This window comes from Angustibacter luteus, from assembly GCF_039541115.1.
Classification (GTDB): Bacteria; Actinomycetota; Actinomycetes; order Actinomycetales; family Angustibacteraceae; genus Angustibacter; species Angustibacter luteus.
Window position 1 is genome coordinate 101,926 of the sequence record NZ_BAABFP010000004.1, and the last position, 10,016, is coordinate 111,941.

The following is a 10,016-nucleotide window of genomic DNA, read 5'->3' on the forward strand; positions in this document are numbered from 1 at the left end:
GCTCGTCCAGGCGCCGAAACCCTGAACGACGAAACCCCGCCGGGACCGGGGTCCAGGCGGGGTTTCAGGCCCTCAACTCGCAAGGACCGCGTGGCGGTGGCGGTGGGATTTGAACCCACGGAGGAGTTACCCCCTCACACGCTTTCGAGGCGTGCTCCTTAGGCCGCTCGGACACGCCACCGCCGAGAAGGGTACTAGAGCCGGTGCTCGGCGAAGAAATCGAGCAGCAGCCGTGAGCACTCGTCAGCCCGGACGCCGCCGACCACCTCCACGCGGTGATTCACCCGCCGGTCGCGGACCAGGTCCCAGACCGAGCCGGCCGCCCCGGCCTTCGCGTCCCACGCACCGAGGACCAGACGCGACACCCGGGCCAGCACCAGCGCCCCCGCGCACATCGCGCAGGGCTCCAGGGTCACCACGAGCGTGCACCCGGTGAGCCGCCACTCGCCCTGGGCAGCGGCGGCCGAGCGCAACGCCAGGACCTCGGCGTGCGCCGTGGGGTCGCCGTCCGCCTCACGTCGGTTGACCCCGGTGCCGATCACCCGACCCCCGGCGTCCACGACGACCGCACCCACCGGCACATCACCGGACGACGCCGCCGCCGCAGCCTGCTCCAGGGCCAGACCCATCCACGCCTCGTCGGAAGGGTCGACCGACCAGCCGCTCACCGCAGCGCTTCGAGCAGCTCGTCGAAGCCGCAGCGCTCGCCGAGGTCCGCGACGACCGAGCCGGGGTCGTTCGGCGACTCCAGCACCAGGTCGACGAGGTCGGCTGGGTCCACCCCGAAGTCCTCCAGCACACCGGGATCACCGACCCACGGCGGCGGCGGCTCGACCTCGATCGCGGCAGCCGCGAGGTCGGCCTCCGCCTCGGCCATCAGCGGGTCCTCGTCCAGCTCGTGGCCGTCCTGGTCCGCGTCGTCGTCGTCCTCGTCGTCGCCCAGGTCCGACTGCGCCGTCGTTGCGGCAGAAGGGTTTCGCAGGTCGAGGTACTCCTCGAGCTCCACCTCGCCGACGGGGGCGAGCAGCGTCGCGTAGTGCCCGGTCTGGCTGGCCTCGAAGTCACTGACGAACGCCCGCGGGTCGTCGTCCCCGTCGACCCGGATCAGCGCGAACCACAGCTCCTCGTGCTCCACCACGGCCAGCACCGGACCGGCGTGTCCCGTGGAGCGCAGGTGCTCCGCCAGCTCGTCGAGCGACTCCACGTCGTCCACATCGACGTCCAGCGCGCGCCATCGCGACCCCGTGCGGCCGATCACTGCGCAGAAGTACGACACCCATCCATCGTGGCACGACCTGAGCGCCGGGTGCAGGGTCCCAAAGCGACGTCCAGCCGGTACGTTCTCGGGTATGCGCGTCCACGTCGCGGACCATCCGCTCATCGCCCACAAGCTCACCGCCCTGCGTGACGAGACCACCGACTCGCCGACCTTCCGCCGGCTCGCGGACGAGCTCGTCACGCTGCTCGCCTACGAGGCGACCCGCGACGTCCGCGTGCAGCCGGTCGAGGTCCGGACCCCGGTGGGCCCGGCGACCGGCGTCCGGCTGAGCCAGCCCAAGCCGCTGGTCGTGCCGATCCTGCGGGCGGGGCTGGGCATGCTCGACGGCATGGTCCGGCTGCTGCCGACGGCCGAGGTCGGGTTCCTCGGCATGGTGCGCGACGAGTCGACGTTGAAGGCCACCACCTACGCGAACCGGCTCCCGGACGATCTCTCCGGCCGCCAGTGCTACCTGCTCGACCCGATGCTCGCCACGGGCGGCACGCTGGCCGCCGCGATCCACTTCCTGGTGGACCTCGGTGCGGACGACATCACCGCGATCACCCTGCTCAGCGCTCCCGAGGGCGTCGCCCGGCTGGAGTCCGAGCTCGCCGGGCTCGACGTGCCGGTGTCCGTGGTGACCGCCGCCATGGATGAGCGGCTCAACGAGCACGGCTACATCGTCCCCGGGCTCGGCGACGCCGGCGACCGCCTGTACGGCGTCGTCTGAGATCGGGCGATTCGGGCTGAGGTCTCGGCGCGCCTCACCCGTTCGGACGATCCGATCGGACAGGATGGCCGCTGGATGGCGCCGTCCGACCCTGCTGGCGCGCCCACGAACGAGGAAGTGATCGGCATCGGCAAGCTGAAGAAGCCCCTCATCTGGCTCGTCGTCGCCTTCTTCGCCTACGCGATCGTCAAGTCCCCCGACCAGGCGGCCGACATCGTGCACTCCGCCTGGAACGGCCTGCTCGACGGCCTCCAGGCCATCGGCCACTTCTTCGACGCCCTGCTGTCGTCGTCCTGACCGTCTGACATGGGCATCATCCAGCCGGTGGGGCCCCGCTCGCGAGCACCGCAGCCGGCGCTCAACCCGATCGGCCTGCGTCGGGTCCAGCGGTACCTGCTGCCGAGCGAGCGCGCGGTCATCGTGACCCGGCGGCACTGGGCCGTGGTGGCCGTCCCGGTCGCCGAGGCGCTCCTCGGGATCATCGTGAGCGGCATCGCCGTGGGCAAGATCGGGGACGCCGCGCCGTTCCTGGTGAACGTGATCGCGCTGGCCGCGATCGCCCTGGTGCTGCGCGCCCTGTGGCGGGTCGTCGAGTACTGGTGGGACTGGTTCGTCGTCACGGACTCGCGGCTGCTGCTCACCCAGGGCCTGCTCACCCGCAGGGTCGCCGTGATGCCGCTGACCAAGGTCACCGACATGTCGTACAACGTGTCGATGCTGGGGCGGGTGTTCGGCTACGGCGAGTTCGTGTTCGAGTCCGCCGGCCAAGAGCAGGCCCTGCACAAGGTGACCTATCTCGGCCGGTCGGACGTGCTGTTCGCGGTGCTATCCGAGGAGCTGTTCGGCGAGCAGGGCATCGTGGCGCGCACCCGCCGCCGGGCGACGTACGACGAGTGACCCCACCCGGCCAGCCCCGCCATCCCGCAGATATCCCGCTTTCCGGCGTCCTGGCGCTCGAATGAGACCGAATAGCGGGACATTCGGGTGGATGGGCAGCGGACGGGGGTTAGGCGGACGGCGGGGTGCGGGCCTCGCGGTCAGCGGCGTCGAGCGCCGCGGCCTCCTCCGGCGTCGGAGCCGTGCCGCCCAGGTGCGCCGGGTGCCACCAGGCGTCCTCGCCGGGCTTCGGCTGCTCCGGGGTGCGGCGCTGCAGGTCGTCGAGCAGCTCCTGCAGCCGGGTGCGCAGCGTCGCGGTCAGCTCGTCGCCGTCCGCACCCTTGGGCGTCGGGATCGGCTCGGCCACCGCGATCAGGATGTGCCGGCCCCGCGACGTGAGGTCCTTCGGGTGACCCTTCGTGAACATCCGCTGTCCGCCCCAGAGCGCGACGGGCAGCAGCGGCGTCCGGGTGGCCTGGGCCAAGCGCACCGCACCGGACTTGCACTCCTTCACCGTGAAGGACCGGCTGATCGTGGCCTCGGGGAAGATGCCGACGACCTCGCCGTCCTTCAATGCCGTCATCGCGGCCCGGAACGAGGCGGAACCGGCGTCCCGGTCGACCGGGATGTGGTGCATGCCGCGCATGAGCGGGCCACCGATCCTGTCCTTGAACACGCCGTCCTTGGCCATGAACCGGGTGAGCCGGCGGGACTTGCGGGGGGCGAGCCCGGCGAAGATGAAGTCGAGGTAGCTGACGTGGTTGCTGGCGAGCACCGCGCCGCCCTGACGTGGGACGTGTTCGGTGCCGGTGACGCTCACCTTCATGCCGAGGGCGAAGAACGCGGTGCGGCACAGGCCGATCACCGGTGGGTACACGAGGTCGGCCATCCGCCGACCCTACTGCCGGGACGCCGGACCTGAGTACGGTCGGGTCGTGAGCCCTGCCGCACGCCGCTTCCCGCTGGTCCCCGCGACGACCGGGGAGCTCGAGCTCGGCGACCTGTTCGCCGTCCCGCTGAAGGGCGGCAACCTGTCGGTCTTCCAGGTGCGCGGGCTCAAGACGTCCGGGTCCGGCGCCTACACGCACTTCGTGGCCGGGGTCGTGGACTGGCGGGCGCCGTCCCTGCCCGTCGGGTTCGACCTGCGCGGACGCCGGGTGCTGGTCGAGGGGGTGCTGCGCTTCGAGACGTTCGGACCGGACCGCGCGCAGGTGTTCGGCAACTCGGACCTGGTGGTGCCACCGGTGGCGTGGTCCGACCTCGCCAAGGCGTTCGCGGCCGGCACGAACGACGAGGTGTGGTCGTGGAAGAGCCTGCGCCGGCGGGCCGAGCTGGCGCTGAAGAGCAAGCCGGCGTCCTAGCGCGGGCCCCCTTGTCGAGGGTTACGTCCACTTCTCGAGGGTCCTTCGCCTCGAGAAGCGGGTGCAGACCCACTGAACGTGATCAACGTCAGAGGGTCTTGACGGCGGCGACGACCTTGGTGAGGGAGTCCTTGGCGTCGCCGAACAACAGCGTGGTCTTGGGGTCGTAGAGCAGCTCGTTCTCGATGCCCGCGAAGCCGGGGCGCATCGACCGCTTGAGGAACACCACCTGCTGCGCCTGGTCGACCTCGAGGATCGGCATGCCGTAGATGGGGGCGCCCGGTGTGGTCTTGGCGGCCGGGTTCACCACGTCGTTCGCGCCGACGACGAGGGCGACGTCCGCGGTGCGCAGCTCGGGGTTGACCTCGTCCATCTCCTTGAGCACCTCGTACGGCACGTTCGCCTCGGCGAGCAGCACGTTCATGTGCCCGGGCATCCGGCCGGCGACCGGGTGGATGCCGTAGAGCACCTCGATGCCGCGGGCCTCCAGCAGCTCGGCGAGCTCGCGGATGGTGTGCTGCGCCTGCGCGACGGCCAAGCCGTAGCCCGGGACGATGACCACCTTGCGCGCGTAGCCGAGCAGGATCGCGACGTCCTCGGGGCTGCCCGAGCGGACCGGCCGCTCCGGACCCGTGCCGGCCAGGACCGCCGTCGACGGCCGGAAGGCGCCGAACAGGATCGACGTGACCGAGCGACCCATCGCCGACGCCATCAGGCGGGTGAGGATCGTGCCGCTCGCGCCGACCAGCGTGCCGGCCACTAGCAGCAGCGTGTTGTTCAGCACGTAGCCGCTGGCCGCCACCGTGAGGCCGGTGAACGCGTTGAGCAGGGAGATGACGATCGGGACGTCGGCCCCGCCCACCGGCAGGACGAACAGGACGCCCGCGACGAGCGAGAACAGCGCCAGCACCGCGAGCAGCCAGGCGTCGGGGATGTCCGTGCGGCCCTGCACCACGATGACGATGCTGAGCGCGACGGAGACGAGGAGCGAACCGCCGAACAGGTACTGCCCGCCCCTGATCGTGACCGGCCGGGTCGTCATCAGCTCCTGCAGCTTGGCGAACGTCACGCACGAGCCGCTGAACGAGATGCAGCCGACCAGGACGGTGAAAGCCCCTGCGGCACTGGCGATCCCACCGGGAGCGCCGAGGAGTGCGTGGCCCTGCGACCCAGGGAGGTAGTCGGTCCAACCGAAGGAGCGTCCGTGCTGCAGCTCGAGCGCGGCCACCAGCGCGGCCGCCGCGCCGCCGACCCCGTTGAACAGCGCGACGAGCTGCGGCATCTGCGTCATGGCCACCCGACGCGCCGCCGGCACGCCGATCGCGCAGCCGATCGCGATGGCGACCAGGATCGCGAGCACGTGGTCCATGTCCTCGGACAGGAACGCCGTGACCACCGCGAGCACGGCACCGCCGGCGCCGATCAGGTTGCCCCGCCGGGCCGTGCCCGGGGACGACAGACCTTTGAGCGCCAGGATGAAGCAGACCGCCGCGACGAGGTAGAAGAAGGCGGTCCAGTTCGCCGAGAGCACGCTCATCGGGCACCCCCGCCGGGCCGGCCGGACGAGCGCCCCTTGAACATCTCGAGCATCCGGTCCGTCACCACGAAGCCGCCGACCATGTTCACCGTGGCCAGCACCACGGCCAGCAACCCGAGGGTCGTCCCGAACCAGGACGTCGTCTGCCCGGTCACCAGGATCGCGCCGACCAGGATCACGCCGTGGATCGCGTTGGCCCCGCTCATCAACGGCGTGTGCAGCGTCGTGGACACCTTGGAGACGACCTCGAAGCCCACGAACGCCGCCAGCACGAACAAGGCCAGCATCGTCATGCCGTCCATCAGTCGCCCCCTTCCAACAGCTCGCGGGTGGGTTCGTGCAGCACGGCACCGTCACGGGTCACGCAAGCCCCGGCGAGCACCTCGTCGTCCAGGTCGACCACCAGCTCCCCCTCGGCCGAGATCATCAGCGCCAGCAGGTTCGTCAGGTTCTTGGCGTAGAGCCGACTCGCGTCCGTCGGCATCGCCGACGCGGCGTCGGCCATCCCGACGAGGGTGACCGGGCCGACCGTGTTCGCCTCTCCCGCAACGGATCCCTCGACGTTGCCGCCACTCTCGGCGGCGAGGTCGACCACCACGGAGCCGGGCTTCATGGCCGCGATCATGTCCGCCGTCACCAGCAGCGGCGCCGGTCGCCCGGGCACCGCAGCGGTGGTGATCAGCACGTCGGACTTCGCGACGTACGGCGCGAGCAGCTCGCGTTGGCGGGTGGCCCGGTCCTCGGCCATCTCGCGCGCGTAGCCGCCGGCCCCTTCGATCGCCTCCAGCTCCAGCTGGACGAACGTCGCCCCCATCGACCGCACCTCGTCCGCGGACGCCGGCCGGACGTCGTACGCCTCGACCACCGCACCGAGCCGCTTGGCCGTCGCGATCGCCTGCAGCCCAGCCACTCCGGCGCCCAGCACCAGCACCCGGGCCGGTGGGACGGTGCCCGCGGCGGTCATGAACAGGGGGAAGAACCGCGGCAGGCGCATCGCCGCCTCGAGCGCGCAGCGGTAGCCGGCCACCAGCGCCTGCGAGGTCAGCGCGTCCATCGACTGCGCCCGCGAGATGCGCGGCACGAGCTCGACCGAGAACGCGGTGACCGAGGCGTCCCGGAGCGCGCGCACGCCGTCCGGTTCAGCGGACGGCGCGAGGAAGCCGACGGTGACGGCACCGGGTCTGAGCCGGGAGATCTGGTCGGGCAACAGGGGGCGCACGTGCAGGACGACGTCCGCGTCGGCGAGCACGTCACCCTCGACCACCGTCGCCCCCACCGCGACGTACGAGGCGTCGTCCGACAGCGACTGCACGCCCGCACCGGCCTGCACCACGACCTCGTGACCGGCCGCGACGAGTGGCGCGACCGTGTCGGGGACGGCCGCGACCCGTCGTTCGCCTGGGCGGGTCTCCGCGGGGACGGCGATCTTCATACCCAGGCAACCTAGAGGGTCAAGGGCTGCCACGACGAGATGCGATGCGTCACATCTGCCGTGCGAGTGGCTAGCCGAGCTGCGGCGCGACCTCGCTCGCGACGAGGTCGAGGTGGTCCAGGTCCGCCAGGTCCAGCACCTGCAGGTAGAACCGCGTGGCGCCGATCTCGGCGAACTCGCCGATCCGCGCGACCACCTCGTCGGGGGTGCCGGCGATCGCGTTGGCTCGCAGGTCGTCCAGGTCGCGGCCGATCGCCTCGGCCCGGCGGGTCAGCTCGGCCTCGTCGCGCCCCACGCAGATCGGGTGCGCGACGGACAGCACGAGCTCGCTCCCGGTCGCCTCGCTGGCGGCGCGGACCCGGTCGAACGAGGCAGCGGTGTCGGCCACCGAGGAGAAGCCGCGGTTGAACTCGTGCGCGTAGGTGGCGGCGAGCCGCGGCGTCTTCTTCGCGCCACCGCCGCCGATGATGATGGGCAGCGGCGACTGCACAGGGCGGGTCAGGGCCGGGTTGGCGCTCAGCTGGTAGTGCTCGCCGACGAAGTCGAACGGGCCGTCGCTGTTCCACAGGCCCTGGACGATCTGCAGCTGCTCCTCGAAGCGGTCGAACCGCTCGCCGACCGTGCCGAACGGCAGCCCGAACGCCCGGTGCTCGGCCTCGTACCAGCCGGTGCCCAGACCGAGCTCGACGCGGCCGCCGCTCATCTGGTCCACCTGCGCCACGCTCACCGCGAGCAGCGCCGGGTGCCGGAACGTCGCGGAGCTGACCAGGGTGCCGAGCCGGATCCGGGTGGTCTCGCGCGCTAGGCCGGCCAGGGTCACCCACGAGTCGGAGGGCCCGGGCTCGCCGTCCACGCCCATCGCCAGGAAGTGGTCGCTGCGGAAGAAGGCGTCGAAGCCGGCGTCCTCGGCGTGGCGGGCGACGGCCAGCTGGTCGTCGTACGACGCGCCCTGCTGGGGCTCGGTGAAGATGCGCAGGTCCATGCGCCTCACGTTAGCCGCGCAGGTACATGTACCCGACCATCAGGATGGCGACCACGACCGCGCCGAGCAGCAGGGCTGCTCCGGCGTCGCGCTGGTGCTCGCGCTCGTTCTGGGGCTGGTGCTCGTTGCTCATGGGGACTCCCGAGATCGTCGGAACGTCCACCCCCGCTGACCTACGGGACCGTAACCTACTCCGAGTAAGGTCGTCAAGTGCCACCATGCACCCCATGAGCGACGAGCACCCCCACGACACCGACGTCCTGGACGAGCGCACGCCGCTCGACCTGCTGGTCTGGGACGCGCCCAACATCGACATGACCCTCTCGAACGTGATCGGCGCCAAACCGTCCCCCGCGTCACGGCCGCGGTTCGACGCGATCGCCCGCTGGTTCGTCACCACGGCCGAGGACCGGGACGTCGAGGGCAGCGTCTTCGCCAACATCCCGCCCGCCACGGCCACCGGGATGCGCGGCTGGATCGAGGCGATCCGCTCGTTCGGCTACGCCGTGTTCGCCAAGCCCAAGCTGCACCCGGACGACGACGTCGACCTCAACATGCTCGAGCACATCGCCGACCGGGCCGCCCAGCGCCGGCTCACCCGGCTGATCGTGGCCAGCGGCGACGGGCGGAACTTCCTCGAACCGCTCGAGGACCTGGCCCGCTCAGGGGTGCAGGTCGTCGTCCTGTCGTTCAGCGAGGTCGCGGGCTACGCGATGGAGTCCGACCTGCTGACGTTCCTCGACCTCGAGGACGTGCCAGGCGCCTTCGTCACCCCGCTCGAGCGGGTCCGGCTGGACGCGCTGCCCGCCGAGGGTGCCTGGCTGCGGCCGAGCCGGTCGATGCGCGAGGTCGCCTCCGGGTGAGCCGTCCGGGCGGCGCGCGCGGCGCCTCAGACCCCTTCGGCGGGCGCTGGCCTACTCTGGTACGAGCCGTACGCGGCCCGACCGAGAGGCTCTGCCCATCACCGAGACGACTCGTCGCGCCGCTCGACCAGCGGCGCGGGCACCGCAGCCCCGGGCGTCGTCCCACCGACGCCGGGGGCCGTCCGCACGTGTGCGCCGGCGGCGCACGCTGCTGGCGGCCCTGCTGCTCGGGGTGACCGGGCTGGCGGTGACGATGGCCATCAAGGGCGACCCCGGGGACGCCGGGCGCAAGGCTGCCGCCGCGTCCCTGCCCGACGGCGGGGGCGGCGGTCTGGACCCGACGGGCGCGCCGAGCGCGAGCGCCAGCCCGACGACGTCCGGCTCCCGGGTCGTGACGCAGCCAAAGCTGCTCGGTGAGGTCGCGTCCCTCGGCCCGCGCACCCTGGAGACCGTGCCAGCGGGCACGACCAAGGCGGTGGTGGTGCGCGGCGACGGGTCGACGTCCCCGACCGCGACCATCGAGCTGTACGCACTGACCAAGGGCGCCTGGAAGAAGCAGGCGAGCTGGCGCGGCCACCTCGGCGCCAAGGGCTGGACGAACGACCACCACGAGGGCGACCTGCGCACGCCCGCCGGTACGTACACCCTCAGCGACGCCGGCGGTCTGCTGGCCGACCCGGGCACCAAGCTGCCGTACCACCGCTCCAGCCACTTCGTGCCGACCGGGTCCAGCGTCTTCGGCGACTCGCTCGCCGGCAGCTTCGACTACGTGATCGCCATCGACTTCAACCGGCGCACCGGCGTCTCACCGCTGGACAGCACGCACCCGGACGGCAACGCGCGGGGCGGCGGGATCTGGCTGCACGTGGACCACGACGGTCCGACCCACGGGTGCGTGTCCGTGCCGCGCGAGGGGATGAAGGCCCTGCTGCGGGCCCTGTCCCCGCAGGACAAGCCCATCGTGGTCATGGGGGACA

General features: G+C 71.7%; 14 protein-coding genes and 1 tRNA gene. 6 read left to right on the plus strand and 9 right to left on the minus strand.

From position 1 onward, the window contains the following. Positions 1-91: 91 nt before the first annotated feature. The 3 genes from ABEB17_RS06850 to ABEB17_RS06860 all read right to left on the minus strand — a co-directional run bounded on the left by ABEB17_RS06850 (position 92) and on the right by ABEB17_RS06860 (position 1,276). Positions 92-181: transfer RNA gene (locus ABEB17_RS06850), tRNA-Ser, on the minus strand. 13 nt (positions 182-194) lie between these two features. After that, the gene (gene tadA, locus ABEB17_RS06855; RefSeq protein WP_345715931.1) at positions 195-668 is read right to left on the minus strand and encodes a tRNA adenosine(34) deaminase TadA; all 474 of its coding nucleotides are present in this window, start codon (positions 666-668) and stop codon (positions 195-197) included. Further along, positions 665-1,276 carry a tRNA adenosine deaminase-associated protein gene (locus tag ABEB17_RS06860; RefSeq protein WP_345715932.1) on the minus strand — a complete coding sequence of 204 codons (612 nt, stop codon included), beginning with the start codon at positions 1,274-1,276 and terminating at the stop codon, positions 665-667. The genes tadA and ABEB17_RS06860 overlap by 4 nt, the downstream gene beginning before the upstream one ends. A 73-nt stretch (positions 1,277-1,349) precedes the next feature. Here ABEB17_RS06860 and upp point away from each other — a divergent pair, with 73 nt between their 5' ends. The 3 genes from upp (at position 1,350) to ABEB17_RS06875 (ending at position 2,885) form a co-directional block, all read left to right on the plus strand. Further along, a complete protein-coding gene (gene upp, locus ABEB17_RS06865) occupies positions 1,350-1,988 on the plus strand; it encodes a uracil phosphoribosyltransferase (protein WP_345715933.1) in 639 nt (212 codons plus the stop codon). Between the two features lie 75 nt (positions 1,989-2,063). Beyond that, a complete protein-coding gene (locus ABEB17_RS06870) occupies positions 2,064-2,285 on the plus strand; it encodes a hypothetical protein (protein ID WP_345715934.1) in 222 nt (73 codons plus the stop codon). Between the two features lie 9 nt (positions 2,286-2,294). Next, positions 2,295-2,885 carry a PH domain-containing protein gene (locus ABEB17_RS06875; RefSeq protein ID WP_345715935.1) on the plus strand — a complete coding sequence of 197 codons (591 nt, stop codon included), beginning with the start codon at positions 2,295-2,297 and terminating at the stop codon, positions 2,883-2,885. A 109-nt stretch (positions 2,886-2,994) separates the two neighbouring features. On the opposite strand, the gene ABEB17_RS06880 is transcribed toward ABEB17_RS06875, so the two are convergent. Next, a complete protein-coding gene (locus ABEB17_RS06880; protein ID WP_345715936.1) occupies positions 2,995-3,753 on the minus strand; it encodes a lysophospholipid acyltransferase family protein in 759 nt (252 codons plus the stop codon). A gap of 46 nt (positions 3,754-3,799) precedes the next feature. Here ABEB17_RS06880 and ABEB17_RS06885 point away from each other — a divergent pair, with 46 nt between their 5' ends. Next, entirely contained in the window at positions 3,800-4,225 is a 426-nt protein-coding gene (locus ABEB17_RS06885) for a hypothetical protein (protein ID WP_345715937.1), read from the plus strand. 88 nt (positions 4,226-4,313) lie between these two features. On the opposite strand, the gene ABEB17_RS06890 is transcribed toward ABEB17_RS06885, so the two are convergent. The 5 genes from ABEB17_RS06890 to ABEB17_RS06910 form a co-directional block, all read right to left on the minus strand. Continuing rightward, complete coding sequence (locus ABEB17_RS06890; RefSeq protein ID WP_345715938.1) at positions 4,314-5,762, minus strand: NAD(P)(+) transhydrogenase (Re/Si-specific) subunit beta; 1,449 nt, start codon at positions 5,760-5,762, stop codon at positions 4,314-4,316. Then, a complete protein-coding gene (locus tag ABEB17_RS06895) occupies positions 5,759-6,064 on the minus strand; it encodes an NAD(P) transhydrogenase subunit alpha part 2 (protein WP_345715939.1) in 306 nt (101 codons plus the stop codon). The genes ABEB17_RS06890 and ABEB17_RS06895 overlap by 4 nt, the downstream gene beginning before the upstream one ends. Continuing rightward, positions 6,064-7,194: a Re/Si-specific NAD(P)(+) transhydrogenase subunit alpha gene (locus tag ABEB17_RS06900; RefSeq protein WP_345715940.1), complete on the minus strand. Its 1,131-nt coding sequence runs from the start codon at positions 7,192-7,194 to the stop codon at positions 6,064-6,066. Before ABEB17_RS06900 ends, ABEB17_RS06895 begins: the two co-directional genes overlap by 1 nt. Positions 7,195-7,264: 70 nt before the next feature. After that, positions 7,265-8,176, minus strand: a complete 912-nt coding sequence (locus ABEB17_RS06905; protein ID WP_345715941.1) for an LLM class F420-dependent oxidoreductase — start codon at positions 8,174-8,176, stop codon at positions 7,265-7,267. A 10-nt stretch (positions 8,177-8,186) separates the two neighbouring features. Continuing rightward, the gene (locus ABEB17_RS06910; protein WP_345715942.1) at positions 8,187-8,309 is read right to left on the minus strand and encodes a hypothetical protein; all 123 of its coding nucleotides are present in this window, start codon (positions 8,307-8,309) and stop codon (positions 8,187-8,189) included. Between the two features lie 94 nt (positions 8,310-8,403). On the opposite strand from ABEB17_RS06910, the gene ABEB17_RS06915 reads away from it, so the two are divergent. Beyond that, positions 8,404-9,039 carry an NYN domain-containing protein gene (locus ABEB17_RS06915; protein ID WP_345715943.1) on the plus strand — a complete coding sequence of 212 codons (636 nt, stop codon included), beginning with the start codon at positions 8,404-8,406 and terminating at the stop codon, positions 9,037-9,039. A gap of 190 nt (positions 9,040-9,229) precedes the next feature. Beyond that, positions 9,230-10,016 (plus strand): L,D-transpeptidase family protein (locus ABEB17_RS06920; RefSeq protein ID WP_345715944.1); only part of this gene is annotated, 787 nt, incomplete at its 3' end.

Bases quoted from the DNA above. Each gene is read 5' to 3' on its own strand.
- ABEB17_RS06875 (WP_345715935.1), top strand. From the start codon at position 2,295: ATGGGCATCATCCAGCCGGTGGGGCCCCGCTCGCGAGCACCGCAGCCG.
- upp (WP_345715933.1), top strand. From the start codon at position 1,350: ATGCGCGTCCACGTCGCGGACCATCCGCTCATCGCCCACAAGCTCACC.
- ABEB17_RS06915 (WP_345715943.1), top strand. From the start codon at position 8,404: ATGAGCGACGAGCACCCCCACGACACCGACGTCCTGGACGAGCGCACG.
- ABEB17_RS06905 (WP_345715941.1), bottom strand. From the start codon at position 8,176: ATGGACCTGCGCATCTTCACCGAGCCCCAGCAGGGCGCGTCGTACGAC.
- ABEB17_RS06900 (WP_345715940.1), bottom strand. From the start codon at position 7,194: ATGAAGATCGCCGTCCCCGCGGAGACCCGCCCAGGCGAACGACGGGTC.
- ABEB17_RS06880 (WP_345715936.1), bottom strand. From the start codon at position 3,753: ATGGCCGACCTCGTGTACCCACCGGTGATCGGCCTGTGCCGCACCGCG.
- ABEB17_RS06870 (WP_345715934.1), top strand. From the start codon at position 2,064: ATGGCGCCGTCCGACCCTGCTGGCGCGCCCACGAACGAGGAAGTGATC.
- ABEB17_RS06910 (WP_345715942.1), bottom strand. From the start codon at position 8,309: ATGAGCAACGAGCACCAGCCCCAGAACGAGCGCGAGCACCAGCGCGAC.
- ABEB17_RS06895 (WP_345715939.1), bottom strand. From the start codon at position 6,064: ATGGACGGCATGACGATGCTGGCCTTGTTCGTGCTGGCGGCGTTCGTG.
- ABEB17_RS06890 (WP_345715938.1), bottom strand. From the start codon at position 5,762: ATGAGCGTGCTCTCGGCGAACTGGACCGCCTTCTTCTACCTCGTCGCG.